The organism is Aeromonas sp. R7-1 (assembly GCF_040908115.1).
GTDB classification, from domain to species: domain Bacteria; phylum Pseudomonadota; class Gammaproteobacteria; order Enterobacterales; family Aeromonadaceae; genus Aeromonas; species Aeromonas caviae.
In genome coordinates this window covers 122,668-138,728 of the sequence record NZ_JBFODD010000050.1, presented here as the reverse complement: position 1 = coordinate 138,728, position 16,061 = coordinate 122,668, and the positions used below count along the sequence as shown (strand labels likewise).

General features: G+C 64.6%; 15 protein-coding genes and 4 pseudogenes. 1 reads left to right on the top strand and 18 read right to left on the bottom strand.

Features of this window, described 5'->3' with window-relative positions:
• Nucleotides 1-73: 73 nt before the first annotated feature.
• The 18 genes and pseudogenes from AB5Y51_RS14345 to AB5Y51_RS14260 form a co-directional block, all read right to left on the bottom strand.
• The gene (locus AB5Y51_RS14345; protein WP_029313965.1) at nt 74-385 is read right to left on the bottom strand and encodes a DUF2845 domain-containing protein; all 312 of its coding nucleotides are present in this window, start codon (nt 383-385) and stop codon (nt 74-76) included.
• Entirely contained in the window at nt 370-1,383 is a 1,014-nt protein-coding gene (locus AB5Y51_RS14340) for an ABC transporter permease (protein ID WP_253585344.1), read from the bottom strand. The genes AB5Y51_RS14345 and AB5Y51_RS14340 overlap by 16 nt, the downstream gene beginning before the upstream one ends.
• Before the next feature lie 79 nt (nt 1,384-1,462).
• Nucleotides 1,463-2,344, bottom strand: a complete 882-nt coding sequence (locus AB5Y51_RS14335; RefSeq protein WP_368178622.1) for an ABC transporter ATP-binding protein — start codon at nt 2,342-2,344, stop codon at nt 1,463-1,465.
• 137 nt (nt 2,345-2,481) lie between these two features.
• Nucleotides 2,482-3,093 carry an FKBP-type peptidyl-prolyl cis-trans isomerase gene (locus AB5Y51_RS14330; RefSeq protein ID WP_010673478.1) on the bottom strand — a complete coding sequence of 204 codons (612 nt, stop codon included), beginning with the start codon at nt 3,091-3,093 and terminating at the stop codon, nt 2,482-2,484.
• A 191-nt stretch (nt 3,094-3,284) separates the two neighbouring features.
• Nucleotides 3,285-3,371 (bottom strand): annotated as a pseudogene (locus AB5Y51_RS14325) (copper homeostasis protein CutC); the annotation flags it as partial.
• A 41-nt stretch (nt 3,372-3,412) separates the two neighbouring features.
• A pseudogene (locus tag AB5Y51_RS14320) lies at nt 3,413-3,502 on the bottom strand (copper homeostasis protein CutC); the annotation flags it as partial.
• A 38-nt stretch (nt 3,503-3,540) separates the two neighbouring features.
• A pseudogene (locus AB5Y51_RS14315) lies at nt 3,541-3,630 on the bottom strand (copper homeostasis protein CutC); the annotation flags it as partial.
• Between the two features lie 115 nt (nt 3,631-3,745).
• Nucleotides 3,746-3,817: pseudogene (locus AB5Y51_RS14310) on the bottom strand (copper homeostasis protein CutC); the annotation flags it as partial.
• Nucleotides 3,818-3,855: 38 nt separating this feature from the next.
• The gene (locus tag AB5Y51_RS14305; protein ID WP_151028551.1) at nt 3,856-4,581 is read right to left on the bottom strand and encodes a copper homeostasis protein CutC; all 726 of its coding nucleotides are present in this window, start codon (nt 4,579-4,581) and stop codon (nt 3,856-3,858) included.
• 41 nt (nt 4,582-4,622) lie between these two features.
• Nucleotides 4,623-5,525 (bottom strand): ROK family protein, encoded by a 903-nt coding sequence (locus tag AB5Y51_RS14300; protein WP_041214715.1) that lies wholly within the window; start codon nt 5,523-5,525, stop codon nt 4,623-4,625.
• A 109-nt stretch (nt 5,526-5,634) separates the two neighbouring features.
• Nucleotides 5,635-6,141: a GNAT family N-acetyltransferase gene (locus tag AB5Y51_RS14295; RefSeq protein WP_039039287.1), complete on the bottom strand. Its 507-nt coding sequence runs from the start codon at nt 6,139-6,141 to the stop codon at nt 5,635-5,637.
• On the bottom strand, nt 6,129-6,944 hold the full coding sequence (locus tag AB5Y51_RS14290; RefSeq protein ID WP_010673474.1) for a M48 family metallopeptidase: 816 nt from the start codon (nt 6,942-6,944) through the stop codon (nt 6,129-6,131). Before AB5Y51_RS14290 ends, AB5Y51_RS14295 begins: the two co-directional genes overlap by 13 nt.
• A 152-nt stretch (nt 6,945-7,096) precedes the next feature.
• Entirely contained in the window at nt 7,097-8,071 is a 975-nt protein-coding gene (locus AB5Y51_RS14285) for a PstS family phosphate ABC transporter substrate-binding protein (protein ID WP_039039286.1), read from the bottom strand.
• A 273-nt stretch (nt 8,072-8,344) separates the two neighbouring features.
• A complete protein-coding gene (gene phoR / locus AB5Y51_RS14280; RefSeq protein WP_042014623.1) occupies nt 8,345-9,640 on the bottom strand; it encodes a phosphate regulon sensor histidine kinase PhoR in 1,296 nt (431 codons plus the stop codon).
• 72 nt (nt 9,641-9,712) lie between these two features.
• Entirely contained in the window at nt 9,713-10,402 is a 690-nt protein-coding gene (phoB, locus tag AB5Y51_RS14275) for a phosphate regulon transcriptional regulator PhoB (protein ID WP_010673471.1), read from the bottom strand.
• A gap of 102 nt (nt 10,403-10,504) precedes the next feature.
• Nucleotides 10,505-10,915: a VOC family protein gene (locus AB5Y51_RS14270; RefSeq protein WP_042864239.1), complete on the bottom strand. Its 411-nt coding sequence runs from the start codon at nt 10,913-10,915 to the stop codon at nt 10,505-10,507.
• A 68-nt stretch (nt 10,916-10,983) separates the two neighbouring features.
• The gene (locus AB5Y51_RS14265) at nt 10,984-12,270 is read right to left on the bottom strand and encodes a GGDEF domain-containing protein (protein ID WP_042014624.1); all 1,287 of its coding nucleotides are present in this window, start codon (nt 12,268-12,270) and stop codon (nt 10,984-10,986) included.
• Between the two features lie 283 nt (nt 12,271-12,553).
• Nucleotides 12,554-14,230: a sigma-54-dependent Fis family transcriptional regulator gene (locus tag AB5Y51_RS14260; RefSeq protein ID WP_368178621.1), complete on the bottom strand. Its 1,677-nt coding sequence runs from the start codon at nt 14,228-14,230 to the stop codon at nt 12,554-12,556.
• Nucleotides 14,231-14,520: 290 nt separating this feature from the next.
• Between AB5Y51_RS14260 and AB5Y51_RS14255 the strand changes: the two genes are divergently transcribed.
• Complete coding sequence (locus AB5Y51_RS14255) at nt 14,521-16,038, top strand: aldehyde dehydrogenase family protein (RefSeq protein WP_368178620.1); 1,518 nt, start codon at nt 14,521-14,523, stop codon at nt 16,036-16,038.
• The last annotated feature ends 23 nt before the right edge of the window (nt 16,039-16,061 follow it).

Here is a 16,061-nt window from a genome sequence, read left to right as displayed (position 1 = left end):
AATAAACAGGAGCTAAAAGGCAGGGAAATGGCGACCTCATCTCCCGCAGGCTGGGCTTCATAAGACCAGGAGGTCATCCTCCCCGTGGACCATCCGCAATGTCGGTGATGACGCCGTTTTCGACGGTGACAAACTGCATGAATTCCCGCTTGCCGAAGTTGTATGTCCAGCGCTCGGCATACTTGACCGTCACTCTCGCCCCGAAGCCGTTCTCCTCGAAGCGGGTGAGATCTTCCTTGAGCATCGGCTGGCCACAGCGAACCAGCAGCTCTGCCGTGGTGTCTCCCTCGGTCAGCAAGGCGTTCTTGCAACGCAGGGTACCTGCCTGCACAGGCAAGGCCGCCACCAGCAACAACCACAGAACAGGTTTCATTTTGCACTCCATTTGAACAGCATGGTTCCCAGCGAGATGCACACCAGGGCGAACACCATGACCTGACCCAGAGGGCCTGCCACCTCCTGCCATCCCGCCCCTTCCAGCATCACGGCGCGGGCTGCTTCGATGATCTGGCTGAGGGGCAGCCTGGCCGCAAGCTGCTGCAGCCAGGCGGGCGCGCCTTCCAGCGAGAACCAGACACCGGATAAAAACATCATGGGCAAGCTGATGAGATTGAGCAAACCGCTCGCCAGCTCCTCGTTCTGCAGGCGAGCCGCGATGAGCAGGCCAAGGGAGGCCATGGCCGTTCCTCCCGCCAGAGCGATCACCAGCAGCAGCCACCCCGACCCGATGAGGGGCACATCCAGCAGCCAGTAGGCCGCGCAGAAGACCAGCAGGCTCACCACCAGGGTGATCAGCACCCGTGACAGCAACTGGGCGAAGAGAAACTCCAGCGCGCCGAGTGGCGTGGCTCGCAGCCGTTTCAGCACCCCGTTCTTGCGATAACGCACGATGACAAACCCGACCCCGAACAGGCCGGAGAACATCAGGTTCATGCCGATCACCCCGGGCAGCAGCCAGTCGCCGTAGCGGATGGCACGCCCGCTCAGGGACTCTCTTTGCAAGGGCTCCTGCACCGCCTGGCGCAGCAGATACTCGGCCATGGCCCCCTGAGGGGCGTCCGGGTTTATCCAGTAACGCCCCCCGGCGGGTGAGAGCAGCAGGTCTAGCTGATGGTGACGGACCTTGAGCTGGCCTCTTGACGCCTCGTCATAGGGGATGATCTTGAGCAGCGGCACGGCGCGCAGCGGGGCATAGGTTGCGGGTAGTTCCCCCACCACCCCGATCTGCACCAGCGGTTTGGGCGGGCCGGAGAAGATGAGGGAGAAGCCGATGACCAGCAGGAGCGGGAAAAGCAGGTTCCACACCAGGGCCGCGCGATCGCGTACGAACTCGAGGGTGCGGGCATAGAAGAGCGCCCCGATGCGCTTGAGGGATCCCTTCATCGTCCACTCCCGGGATTGGATGTCGGCAAGGCGTACCGCAGCACGGGGGCCACGGTCAGACAGAACTCGGTCATCCCTCTCATGCGCCGCTCCGCAGGCTGTGGCCGGTCAGGTTCAGGAAGAGATCCTCCAGATTGGGGGAACGCACCTGCATGCCGGTGAGCGGTACACCAAGATCCAGCAAGGCTGGCAACAGGGTCGCCACGTCGGGGCAACAGAGCTCCACCTGATCGCCGACCGGACGCAGGGGATAACCGAGCCCAGCCAGGGCCGGGTGACCCCCAAGACGCACCAGTACGCCGTCGAAGTGTTGCGCCAGCAAGGCAGCCGGCGTATCCAGACTGAGCAGGTGGCCGTGATCGACGATGGCAATCAAATCGCACAGCTGCTGCGCTTCGTCCATGTAGTGGGTGGTGAGCACCACCGTCTTGCCCTGGGCTTTGATCGCCTCTATTCGCTGCCAGAAGTGGTGGCGCGCCTGGGGATCCAGTCCTGTGGTGGGCTCATCCAGAAACAGCAGTTCGGGATCCCCGAGCAGGGCCAGGGCCAGCAGCAGGCGCTGACGCTGGCCCCCCGAGAGCTTGCGACTGTCCCTGTCGATGAACTCGCCCAAGGCGCACAGATCGATGAGCAGCTCCCGTGACAAGGGATTGGGGTAGAGGCTGGCGAACAGACGCAGGGTATCGCGCACCGTCAGGAAATCCTGTAGCGCCGTGTGCTGGAACTGGATGCCGATGCGGGAGCGATAATCCGGGCCGCGCGGGGCGCCGTGAAACAGGATCTGGCCTCTGTCCGGAGTGAGGATCCCCTCCAGCAGCTCGATGGTCGTGGTCTTGCCCGCCCCGTTCGGGCCGAGCAGGCCGAAACAACTGCCGGCGGGAATGGCAAAGCTGAGCCCGTCCACCGCCTTGACACCGGGGAAGTGCTTGACGAGATCGACGACCTCGATGATGGCTGCCATGGCGTGTCTCCCTCACATGGCCGGAATGGACGACGCTCTGACTATATCCAAATCCCCGCCGAAGGCACATGGCCCGTTTGGGCGGTCCAAAAACAAACGGCGACCTCAGGGTCGCCGTTTGCATCACGCCAGCCGGATCACAGGATGTCCAGCAGCTCCACTTCGAAGACCAGAGCGGAGTACGGCGGGATGGAGCCGGCGCCACGGGCACCGTAGGCCAGATCCTGCGGAATGTAGAGCTTCCACTTGGAGCCAACCGGCATCATCTGCAGCGCTTCCACCCAACCGGCGATCACGCCGGTCACCGGGAACTCGGCCGGTTGGCCGCGAGCAACGGAGCTGTCGAACACGCCACCGTGGGTGAAGGTACCGTGGTAGTGCACGCGCACGGACTGACCGGCAACCGGCACGGCGCCATTGCCTTCGACCATGACTTCATATTGCAGACCGGAGTCGGTGGTCTTCACTTCGGCGCGCTTGGCGTTGTCGGCCAGGAAGGCTTCGCCTTCGGCGGCAGCGGCCTTGGCGGCTGCTTCCTGCTCTTCCTGCATGCGGGCGGTGATGACCTGGAAGGCATCGTTGATATCGTCACGGCTGACCGCGAACTCCAGGCCGTTCAGGGCATCTGCCAGACCTTGTTGCAGGGCCGGGATATCCAGACCGGCGAAGGCTTGCTGAGCCAGTTGGTCGCCCATGTTGCGGCCGATGCCGTAGCTGGCCTTCTGTTCGATAGAATCGTATTGGGACATTGAGAGGTTGCTCCGGGTCCTGATGGTAAAAGAGACGGGATGATAACAGACTTTTTTGCACCGTGCTGCCAAGACGCCCCTCAATTGCCCGCCGGTGGGAGACGCCTCACATCGGCCCCCTCATCCCCGCCCCTTCTCCCGCAAGGGGAGAAGGGAGCAAAACAGAGCACCATGCCGCCGCACAGTCTGTATCAGGCCCTGTCCAGCAGTGCCCTCACCGCCGCGACCTTGGCGCCGTCGGTGATGTTGACCCGGCCGTCGTCAGAGGTGCCCATGTTGTCGTCACAGAGAGGGGCACCATGGCGCCGCACGGTCTGCATCAGGCCTTGTCCAGCAGTGCCCGCACCGCCGCGACCTTGGCGCCGTCGGTGATGTTGACCCGGCCATCGTCCGAGGTGCCCATGTTGACGTCACAGATAGAGGCACCATGGCGCCGCACGGCCTGTATCAGGCCCTGTCCAGCAGTGCCCGCACCGCTGCGACCTTGGCGCTGTCGGTGATGTTGACCCGGCCGTCGTCCGAGGTACCCATGTTGACGTCACAGAGAGCGGCACCATGGCGCCACACGGCCTGTATCAGGCATTGTCCAGCAACGCCCGCTCCGCTGCGACCTTGGCGCCGTCGGTGATGTTGAGCCGGCCGTCGTCCGAGGTGCCCGCACCGCCGCGACCTTGGCGCCGTCGGTGATGTTGACCCGGCCATCGTCCGAGGTACCCATATTGACGTCACAGAGAGCGGCACCATGGCGCCGCACGGCCTGTATCAGGCCTTGTCCAGCAGTGCCCTCACCGCCGCGACCTTGGCGCCGTCGGTGATGTTGACCCGGCCGTCGTCCGAGGTGCCCATGTTCACACCATGGGGCACCATGCCGCCGCGCCAGCCCATGCCGGACATGTGCACTTCATTGACGCCGGTGAATTCGATGATGGTGCGCACGTTGTCGGCGTTGACCCCGGCCCCCGGCATCAGGCTGGCCCGTCCCGCCAGCGCCTGGTGCATGGCCTGCAGGGTTTCGAGCCCCGCCAGCGCGGTCGGCGCATGGCCGGAGCTCAGAATGCGCTCGCAACCCGCCGCGACGATCGTCTCGAGATCCAGCCGCCAGTCGGAGGAGAGATCGATGGCCCGGTGGAAGGTGACGCCGAGCGGCCCCGCCGCCTCGACCAGTTGCCGGAGCTTGCCTTCGGGTACCCGTCCATCTTCATCCAGCAGACCGACCACCACCCCTTGCAGGCCGGCGGCACGGGCGGCGGCGATATCCTGCAGCATGATGTCGAACTCCCCCTCGCCAAAACAGAAATCCCCTGCACGTGGCCGGATCATGGCGTAGACGGGGATGGTGGCGTGGCGCGCCACCTGCTGCATGAAGCCATAGGAGGGGGTGAGACCGCCCAGCCCCAGCGCAGAGCAGAGCTCGATGCGATCGGCGCCGGCCGCCTGGGCGGTGAACAGGGATTCGAGGTTGTCGATACAGATTTCAAGACGGGTCATGATGACTCCTTGTTCGGGGAGATCAGACCCTCTGTCCGATCTCACAGATTGAGCAGGGCTGCACCGCGCACACCGCCGGCTCCACCGAAGCGGGCCTCGCGGATCGCCGGCAGGGCGACACCGGGCAACAGGTGGCCGGGCAGACGTTTGGGCAACTCCTCATAGAGGGCTGGCAGGGCGCTCAGGCCGCCCCCCAGCACCACCACATCGGGATCAATCACCGAGATGGCGGTGGCGAGGCCAGCGGCGATGATCTCGAGCCAGCAGTCGATGGTCGAGAGGGCCGCCGCCTCACGGGCATCGGCACGGGCGACGATCTGGTGGCCGCTCACCCGTTCCCCATGAACATGGTGGTATAGCCGCTCCAGGCCCGTGCCCGACGCATAGGTTTCGAAACAGACCAGGCGCCCGCAGCCACAGCGGGGACGGGGCAAATCCGGGTATTTCATCAGGATGGTGGCGGGCAGCGGGTAGTGACCTATCTCCCCCGCCAGCCAGTTGCGCCCCTGGATGAGCTTGCCCGCCAGGTAGACGGCGCCGCCGATGCCGGTGCCTATGGTGACGCCGAGGGCGCTGCCAGCACCGTCTGCGGCCCCCTGATGCACTTCCGACCAGAGGAAACAGTTGGCGTCATTGTCGACCTTGACCGGTCGGCCCAGCAGTTCGGCCAGATCCGCCCCCAGATGGCGGCCATGGATGGCGGGCAGGTTGGCCGCCACTATGCTCCCGTCGAGGCGATTGAGGATCCCCGGAAACCCGATGCCGACAACCCCTTTCACCCCGAAGCGCGCATCCGCCGCCTCGACCCGCTCGCGGATCAGCTGCTGCAACCCTTCGTAATCATTGCCGGGAGTGCTCATGCGCTCCTCGTGACAGAGATTCAAGGCGCCGTCATACACAGCGAACGCTATCTTGGTGCCGCCAATGTCAAATCCGTAGTACATGCCACACTCCCTTGCGGTGGACCCGGCCACCTCAGTCTGTCCAGATGGGGCACATTGTATTAATTCGCAAAAAAAATAAAGTGACCGAGGGCGAAAAACGGGAGCCAGCTCAAAGCAAACGGAACATTTGTCGCTGTTGGCAAGGTTGTCCGAGGCTCATCAGGGTGCGCTCCTGACCGTCGAACATGAAGCCGCGGCGCAGGTAGAATCCCTCGCCGATGTGATTGCCATCCAGCAGCCAGAGCCTGACGCACTCGCAACCGGCCCGGCGCATCTGCACCGCCACCGCCTGCCACAGCCGTTTGCCATGACCCTGACGCCAGTGATCGGGATGAAGGTAGAGCGCCCGGATCCGCGCCGTCATCAAGCCTTCCTCCAAAGAGGGCTGCCAGTAGAGCAGGCCGATGACCACGTCGTCCTGGCAGACCAGCATGGGAACGGGGCCGGGCTCGGCGAGCCGGTGTCGCCAGATCTGCAGGTGGTCGGTCACCGCCAGCTGGGCCAGCATGTCGGCCCCCAGCACCTCCCCGTAGGCTGCCAGCCAGCTCGCCCGCTGCATCACCGTCATGGCGGCGGCATCGGCGGGACGCGCCAGGCGCAGGCTTACGCCTTGCACTGGGGTACCAGCCCTGATGCTTTCGCCTGCTGGTACAGGGGCTGCACTTCGGCCTGCTGGGCCTGCAGGTTGGCGATCCGGCTCTGGTCGCTGGGGTGGGTGGAGAGCAGCTGGGGCGGTGCCTTGCCACCGGAGGCGGCGCTCATGTTCTGCCACAGGGTGACGGCTTCGGCAGGGTTGAACCCGGCGCGGGCCATCAGCTCGAGACCGAGCCGGTCCGCCTCGCTCTCCTGGGTTCTGCCATAAGGCAGGGCTATCCCCACCTGGACCCCGAGGCCCAGGGCGGCCATGGTGGCAGCGCCCCCGAGGCTGTCGCTGCTGCCGATGGCGGCGTCCGCCACCGCCAGCCCGATACCGGTCAGCTGATCCCGGGAGAGGCGCTCGTTGGAGTGCTGGGCCAGCACGTGGGTCAGCTCGTGACCGATGACGGTGGCGAGCTGGTCCTGATTCTTGGCGACTTTCAGCAGGCCGCTGTACACGCCTATCTTGCCGCCGGGCAGGGCGAAGGCGTTGATCTCCTTGGAGTCGAACACCACCACCTCCCAGCTGGTGATGCCATAGCTGGCAGGCACCTGGGCGGTCACCGCCTTGGCCACGCAGCCCACATAGGCATTCATCCTGGCATCCGTGCTCACCTTCTCCTGCTGCTTCATCTGGGTGAAGGAGTCGGCCCCCAGCTGGTTCATCTGCTGGGGGGAGAAGAGCAGCATCTGGTTGCGACCGGTCGGCGACTGGGCGCAGCCGGCCAGCAGGGCGCTGCACAGGGCCGTCAGGGCCAGTCTGGAGAGGGAAGATGCGCGCATGAGAGGGTCCTTTGCCGTGAAGTTGCCCTATTCTCGGAAATGCCGCCGCCCGGCGCAAGCCGGGCGCTGCGCCCTGCGACCAAAAAGATCCTGGAGCGAACCAATGAAAACGAGCCCGCATGGGGCTCGTTTTTCTGCAAGGGCATGTTCTGTTACATGATGCCCAGCTTCTTCAGGTCGGCCTGAACCACCTTGGCCGGGACCGGCACATAGCCGTCCTTGGCAACGATGGTCTGGCCCGCCTTGGAGAGCATCATCTTCACAAACTCCTGCTCCATCGGGGAGAGCGGCTTGTTCGGATGCTTGTTCACGTAGACGTACAGGAAGCGCGACAGCGGGTACTTGCCGGTGATGGCGTTGTCGGAGCTCGCCTCGATGAAGGTCTTGCCATCCTTGGAGAGCGGAACGGCGCGCACGCCGGAGGTGACGTAGCCGATACCGGAGTAGCCGATGCCGTTCAGGGAGGAGGAGACGGACTGTACCACGGAGGCGGAGCCCGGCTGCTCGTTCACGCCGCTCTTGAAGTCACCGTTGCACAGGGCGTGTTCCTTGAAGTAACCGTAGGTACCGGACACGGAGTTGCGACCGAACAGTTGCAGATCCTTGCCGGACCAGCTGCCGTCCAGACCCAGATCAGACCACTTGGTGGCAGCCTTGGCTTCGCCGCACTTGAGGGTGCTGGAGAAGATGGCGTCGATCTGCGACATGGTCAGCCCCTTGATGGGGTTGTCCTTGTTGACGAACACGGCCAGGGCATCGACGGCGACGCGGATGGCGGTCGGCTTGTAGCCGTAGCGCTTCTCGAATGCCTCCTCTTCACCGGCCTTCATGGCGCGGCTCATGGGGCCAAACTGGGCGACGCCCTCGGTCAGGGCAGTCGGTGCGGTGGAAGAACCGGCGGCCTGGATCTGCACGTTGACGTTGGGATACATGCGCTTAAATTCTTCGGCCCACAGGGTCATCATGTTGGCCAGGGTGTCCGAGCCGACAGAGGACAGGTTGCCCGAGATGCCGCTGGTCGGTGTGTATTCCGGCAGGTCTTTATCCACACCGGCAGCCAGAGCGCTGACAGAAAACAGGGTTGCTGCGGTGAATCCGATGACACCAGCCAGTTTGTTGAGTTTCATCCAATCTCTCCAAGTCCAAGGTTGCAGAAGGCAATCGTCAGGTTGACGTCTAAACGTGGTTGACACCCGATCGCAATGATCCGTGGGCCAGCACCACTCCTTCTCCAGTGTTACAGAAGGTCCGTTCTTTAAGACGGCGCCAGTATCTGGCCTGGCAGTGACAAATTTATGGAATTTATATGACACTTTGATGACATGGGCCGAGAGTGGCCCGGATGAAAAAAGGGCTGCGATGCAGCCCTTCTCTCGTTGCCAACACATTGACACAAAAAATTATTTCACCAGCACCATGCGGGCGGGAATAAGAAAGCTGAAGCGGCTGCCCGCACCGACCCGGCTCTCGATATCGAGATGGGCATCGTGATGACTCAGGGCATGCTTGACGATGGCAAGGCCGAGCCCGGACCCTCCGGTGTGGCGCGAGCGGGCCTTGTCGACCCGATAGAACCGCTCGGTGAGCCGCGCCAGATGCTCGGGAGGGATCCCCTCCCCCTCATCCTGCACCGCAAACAGCGCCATGCTCCCCTGCTTGCGCCACTCCACGGTGATCTTGCGCCCCGCCGGGGTGTAGTGGATGGCGTTGTAGACCAGGTTGGAGACGGCGCTGCGCAGCTGATCCTGATCCCCGCGCACCAGCAGATTGGGCTGGACCATGAAGACGATCTCGTGGGCCCGCTCGCCGGAGAGCGCCCGTGCTTCCTGCTCCAGCAGCCCCAGCATGGCGGGCATGTCCACCAGATGGGAGAGATCCACGGTAGGCGCCGCCTCGATGCGCGACAGGGTGAGCAGCTGGTTGACCAGATTGTCCATGCGGATCGTCTGCTCCATCATCACCTTGTGCGCCTTGGCCCACATGGCGGGGGGCGGCGGCTCCTCGGTCATCTCCAGATACCCCTTGAGCACGGTGAGGGGGGTGCGCAGCTCGTGAGAGACGTTGGAGACGAAGTGCTTGCGCGTCTTCTCCAGGCTGCGCAGCCGGGTCACGTCCCGCACCACCAGCATGGCCTGGTCCTCCGCATAGGGCATGATGCGAAATTCGAGGAACTTCTCCTCGTTGATGGGGGAGTGCATCTCGAACGGCTCGTCATACTGCCCCTTGCCCAGATAGGCGACGAAGGCGGGGTGACGGATCAGGTTGCCGATGTGCTGGCCGGCATCCTCGGGCCAGCGAAAGCCGAGCAGTTGCTCCGCCAGCCGGTTGCACCAGAGGATGCTGCCGTCGGTGCGAAACACCACGGCCGCATCGGGCAGCGCCTCCGCCCCTTCCCGAAAACGGCGGATGAGGCCCGCCAGCTCGCGGCGCCGGGCCCGGTGACGCTGCTGCAACTTGTAGATGCCGTTGAAGATGTGCTCCCAGCTGCCGCTGCCGTGGGGCGGCACCAGGCTGCGATCGTGCCACAGCCAGTCCGACAGCCGCTTCTGGAAGCGGTAGTGCCATACCAGGTGCAGCACCGTGGCCACCAGCAGGCAGAGAACGAGATGATCGATTAACCAACCTACCAAGACGAAGGGGCTGTAGAAGAACGCCATTCGCCACAACTGTCGCCGCCAGGCGTAAGGTTGCAACATTAAGATCTCCTAGAGACAGCAAAGAGCCGGGTCCAATGCCCGCCGGCAGGCGCTGGCGGCACTGGCCCTGACCTAGAGACGGGTCGAGAAGCGGTAGCCGGCCCCGCGCACCGTCTGGATCAATCTGTCGTGCCCCGTCTCTTCGATGGCCTTGCGCAGGCGGCGAATGTGCACGTCCACCGTCCTGTCCTCGACATACACGTTGGTACCCCAGACGTTGTTGAGCAACTGCTCGCGGCTGTAGACCCGCTCGGGGTGGGTCATGAAGAAGTGCAGCAGCTTGAATTCGGTCGGCCCCATGTCGAGGGCCTTCTCCTCGGCACTGACCCGGTGGGAAACAGGATCCAGCTTGAGCCCCTGCACCTCGATCACCTCGTCCACCGAGGTGGGAGAGACACGGCGCATCACGGCGTGCAGGCGGGCGGTGAGCTCCTTGGGGGAGAAGGGTTTGGTGATGTAGTCGTCGGCACCGGCCTCGAGCCCGCGCACCTTGTCCTCTTCCTCGCCCCGGGCGGTCAGCATCACCACCGGGATCTGGCGAGTCATCTCATCCTGCTTGAGCTGCTTGAGGAACTGGATACCGCTGCCGCCTGGCATCATCCAGTCCAGCACGATGAGTTCGGGGTAGGGTTCGCGCACCTTTGCCAGTCCATCGGCGTAATCTTCTGCTTCTACTGTTTCATATCCCTTCTGCTCAAGCACGAAGCAGAGCATTTCGCGGATCGGTGCCTCGTCCTCGACCACCAGAATTCGCTTAGCCATATCCCTTCTCTCTCCTCTGTGAAGATGGGTGCGCCAATTATTAGAACTTTCTGTGACACTTTTATGACTTTATGACGGGCGGGATGATAAACGTTTTCAGATTCAGTTGGCAGCAGCGAGTTGCAGCAGGTCCCAGCGATTGCCACTGATGTCCTCGAACACCACCACGGTGCCATAGGGTTCGAGGCGCGGCTGTTCACAAAAATGAACACCATAGGCCTGCATCCGCTCGTAATCGCCCCAGAAGTCGTCGGTCTCAAGGAACAGGAAGACCCGACCGCCCCCCTGGCGACCGATGGCGGCGCACTGCTCCTCGTTGGCCGCGCGGGCCAGCAGCAGGGCGGAGCCGGGAGCCCCCTTGGGAGCGACCCGCACCCAGCGTTTGCCCGGTTTGCCCGGCTCGTCGAGGGGGGTGTCTTCCAGTAGCTCGAAGCCCATTCCCCGGGTGAAGAAGGCGATGGCCTCGTCGTAATCCGCCACCAGCAGCGTCAGGGCGCCAATGTGTTGTGCCATGGCATCTCTCCTCGGATAAATGATGGGGCGCATGATAGCCCCGCCCGGCCATGGGCTCCAGCGCCGGATCAGTCGGGCGCCACCTCCACCCGGTTGCGACCATTCTGCTTGGCCTGATAGAGCGCCTCGTCGGCCCGCTTGAGCGCCTGCTCCAGGCTATCCTTGCGCCGCTCGGCCACCCCGAAGGAGGCGGTGATCCCGAGCCCCAGCGGCCAGTGCCTGTACCCCTCCAGCGCCCCTCTCAGCCGCTCCGCCAGGGCGGCGGCCCGTCCCTCGTCGTAATGGAGGCAGACCAGCACGAACTCCTCCCCGCCCCAGCGCACCAGTCGGCACAGGCTGTCACAATGGCGCAGCAGCTCGCTCACCATGTGCTTGAGCACCTCGTCCCCCACCGGGTGGCCGTGACCGTCGTTGACCCCCTTGAAGTGATCGATGTCGATATAGATGAAGGAGAGCGGCATCTCGCCGAGCTCCCCGAGCAGCTTTTCGCCGCCGAGCCGGTTGAGGGCCCCGGTCAGGGGATCGTAGCGGGCCTCCTCCTCGGTGCGCCGGTTCTGCTCGCACAGGCTCGCACTCAGGGCTTCAGCCGCGAGGCGCGCCTCCCTGGCCTTGCGCAGCCGATCCCCGAACATCAGGTTCTGGACCAGGAAGAGCAGCACGCCGTAGACAAGCCACCCCAGCAGCAGATAGCGGTAGAAGTCCCCCGGCTTGCACCAGCGGCCATAGAACTCCAGCCGCTCGAGCCGCAACCGGTACTCCCCCGGCAACATCTTGTCATCGGAGGCGATCTCGATGGCGTAAACATGGTGCAGATCCGGCCCCTGCTGGACCAGCGGAATGTCGTACTGCTGCACCCACCAGGAGCTGGGGGCAAAGACATTCAGGGGGACATCCTGCTCACGACCAAAATCCCTGGCGGTGAAGAGCACTTCGTTGAACTTGTGGGAACTCTCGTCTTCCCGCGTCGAGTAGACGGGATCGTAGTTGCGCAGATAAAGGCGCCAGGCCTGTACCCCCTGCCCTTCTACATCCAGCCTCACCCGCACCCCGGTGAAGCCGGAGAGATCCAGCCCCCGCTCGGGGTCGGTCAGGGTCAAAACCAGCTCGCAGAAAGGATAGGCATATTGGCTTCGCAGGGTGCACTGGATGGCGGGTCTGTCGCCCCCCTGACTCAGGGTGGCGACGGAGGAGCCCTTGTGGGCCCTGTCATCCTGGGCACGCACGGACAAACCGGCCTGGCTCAGGATGTCGAGCCGCCGCTCGGGTCCGAATTCGAATATCGCCATGGCCAGCAGGCTCGCCGCCAGCAGGCACCAGAACAACAGCGTCGTCATGCGGGAATAGGAAGGGATCATCGGCATCACACCTGAAAAAGGGCTTTTACCCTACACCTTGAAGCGCCGGACCGCGCTGATCCAGATCCAAGGTTATTACACGCGCCGCACCGGGCGCAGACGGGTGCCGACTAGCCGGCACGGGCCCCATGGGGCGCAAGCGGCATCGGCCAGCCGCCGGGAGAGAGGCGGGGGGCCTCGTCGGTCGTAAGATGGATCATTGCGCACTCCCTGCGATGGAAACATAACGAAAAAACGTCCTTGCCACCGCAGTCTACACAAGCGCTGGACGGCGCGACACCCTTCACCCCTCCTCCCGCAGCGCCCGATAGAGGGTGGTGCGACTGATGCCAAGACGGCGCGCCGCCTCGCTCACGTTGCCGCCGCACTCTGCCAGGGTCTGCTGCACCCGCTGCCGGCTCTGCTCGCGCAGGGTATTCCCTCCCAAAGGTGAGCTCGCCCCCCCCGCCACGGCGGGCAGATGCAGATGGGCAGGTTCAATCCAGCCCTGCCCCTCTGCCAGTACACAGGCCACCTCCAGCGCCTGTTTGAGCTGGCGCACGTTGCCGGGCAGAGGGTGGGCCAGCAACCGCTGCTCCGCCTCCCGGCTCAGTTGCAGTGCCGGGTCCATCTGGGCGAGCAGGTTCAGGATCAGCCCCTGACGCTCGGGCACCGACCAGGCCCGCAGGGGGGCCAGTTGCTGGCGCCAGCCGCAGATGCGGTAGTAGAGATCTTCGCGAAAGGTGCCGGCCGCCACCATGGCCGCCAGATCCCGATGGCTGGCGCTGACCAGCCAGAAGTCCACCGCCTCGGGTCTGTGGCTGCCTACCGGGGTGACGACGCGCTCCTGCAACACCCGCAGCAGCCGGGTCTGGGCCTGGAGCGGCAGCTCGCCAATTTCATCCAGCATCAGGATGCCGCCGTGGGCGGCGCGCAGATAGCCCTGGCTGCCCTGGCTGCGGGCACCGCTGAAGGCCCCCCCCACGTAGCCGAACAGCTCGGCCTCCACCAGCTCCGCCGGCAGGGCGCCGCAGTTGACGCACACCAGAGGCCGCGCCCGACGGCTCGATCTGGCGTGCAGGGTGCGCACCAGGTGCTCCTTGCCGCTGCCGGTCTCCCCCTCGATGAGCAATGAGATGCCCCGCTCCAGCATCTTGAGCGGCACCTGCTGCGCCTGCGATCCCCCCTCCTCAACCGCGCTCGGCAGGGGGAGCCTGGCGGCGCGCTCCCCCGCCTCCGGCACCAATCGCAGCCCGCGGCGCTCGCGCAGCAGCTGCTTGCCGTCGAAGGGGTGCTGGCCGAGCCAGAGCCGACCGGCCCGGTTGGCCCCGAGCAGCTCGCCCCCTTCCCCCAGCAGCAGACGGGCAGACCAGAGGCTCTGGGGATCGAGATCCACCAGCCAGCCCGGCTGGCGGGCCAGCAGGGCGTTTTCCAGGGTCATGGCCAGGAGGCGCACCGTGCCCAGCATGTCGCCGCCGTGGTGGGCCGCATCGGTGGAGATGTCGAGCACGCCGAGCAGTTGCCCGTCCGGCCCGAGCAGGGGGCAGGCGCTGCAACTGAGAAAGCTGTGCTGGGCGAAGAAGTGCTGCGCCCCCAGCACCTGCACCTCGCTCTGCTCGGCCAGCGCGGTGCCGATGGCGTTGGTGCCCTTGCTCGCCTCCCCCCAGCGGGCGCCGCTGCGCAAAAAAATGCGCTCGGCATGGCGGGCAAACCGGTCGTCTCCGCTCACCGCGAGGATGGCCCCCTCGCCGTCACACAGCAGCAGACGACAGGGTCTGCCCGCCAGCAACTGGCCAAAGAGCGGCAGCACGAAGCGCTGGAAGCAGGCGATGAGCGTCCTGTGCTGCTCCTGGCGAGCCGACAGCTCCCCCTGGGGCAGCAAGTCCAGCTCGGCGCTCTGCTGGCGACTCAGCCCCTGATGCAGGCAGCGCTCCCAGGAGCGCTGGATTGGGCTGGCACCGGATTGAGGCAACTCGCTCATCACACCTCCTTCTACACACTCGCGAATAGGGCCTCCTTGGGGGAGCGCCTTCATCACGTCTCCTGTTCACAAACGGCACAGTGTCACACCCGATGTTCAGAAACGGCACAGTTCGGGGGCCGTCCTGAGGGGCACTGGTTAACCAAGATACCCCTTGGCACCCCGTTTGATAACGTTTTTGCAACCTTTTTGTGTAGAGCGCCACCCGCTGGCACGCCCCTTGCGATGACAGGAAGCAACCGGACTGCCCGCCAGGCCGGTCAGGACCACACACACATAAGGATGATGAGATGATTTATACCGCTCCCGGTCAGGCAGGTGCCCTGGTCAGCTTCAAATCCCGTTATGACAACTTCATCGGTGGCGACTGGGTGGCGCCGCGCGCCGGCCGCTATTTCGAGAACATCTCGCCGGTGGATGGCCGGGTGTTCTGCGAGGTGGCCCGCTCCGACGCCGCCGACATCGAGCTCGCCCTGGACGCGGCCCACAAGGCGTTCGCCAGCTGGAGCAAGACCAGCGTCACCGAGCGCAGCAACCTGCTGCTGCGCATCGCCGATCGCATCGAACAGAACATTGAAGTGCTCGCCGTCGCCGAGACCTGGGAGAACGGCAAGGCGGTGCGCGAGACCCTGGCCGCCGACCTGCCCCTGGTGGTGGATCACTTCCGCTACTTCGCCGGCTGCATCCGCGCCCAGGAGGGCTCCGCCGCCGAGCTGGACCAGAACACCGTCAGCTACCACTTCAAGGAGCCCATCGGCGTGGTCGGCCAGATCATCCCGTGGAACTTCCCCCTGCTGATGGCCGCCTGGAAGCTGGCCCCGGTACTGGCGGCCGGCTGCTGCAGCGTGCTCAAGCCCGCCGAGCAGACCCCGGTCACCATCATGCTGATGATGGATCTCATCAAGGACATCCTGCCCCCCGGCGTAGTCAACGTGGTCAACGGCTTCGGCGCCGAGGCGGGCCAGGCGCTCGCCACCAGCAACCGGATCCAGAAGCTCGCCTTCACCGGTTCAACTGAAGTGGGCGCCCATATCCTGCGCTGCGCCGCCGACAAGCTGATCCCCTCCACCGTGGAGCTGGGTGGCAAGTCCCCCAACATCTACTTCGCCGACGTGATGCAGCATGAGAGCAGCTACATCGACAAGGCGGTGGAAGGGATGCTGATGACCTTCTTCAACCAGGGGGAGGTGTGTACCTGCCCCTCCCGCGCCCTGGTGCAGGCCAGCATCTATGACGACTTCATGGACAAGGTGCTGGCCCGCGCCCGCACCATAGTGCAGGGCAACCCCCTCGACACCACGACCCAGGTGGGGGCCCAGGCGTCCCGCGAGCAGTTCGACAAGATCCTGAGCTACATGGAGATCGGCCGCGGCGAAGGGGCCAAGATGCTGCTGGGCGGCGGCCCGGCCAACGTCAGTGGGTTGGAGGGGGGCTTCTACATCCAGCCCACCATCTTCTCGGGCCAGAACAAGATGCGGGTGTTCCAGGAGGAGATCTTCGGGCCAGCGCTCGGGGTCACCACCTTCAAGGACGAGGCGGATGCCCTGGCCATTGCCAACGACACCCAGTACGGGCTGGGGGCCGGCCTGTGGACCCGGGACAGCAACCTGGCCTGGCGCATGGGGCGCGGCATCCAGGCCGGCCGGGTCTGGGTCAACTGCTACCACGCCTACCCGGCCCATGCGGCCTTTGGCGGCTACAAGAAGTCGGGGATCGGTCGCGAGACCCACAAGATGATGCTGGACCACTACCAGAACACCAAGAACCTGCTGGTGAGCCACGACATCAACCCCCTCGGCTTCTTCTAAGCCCATCCCCTGATCCACAAGGG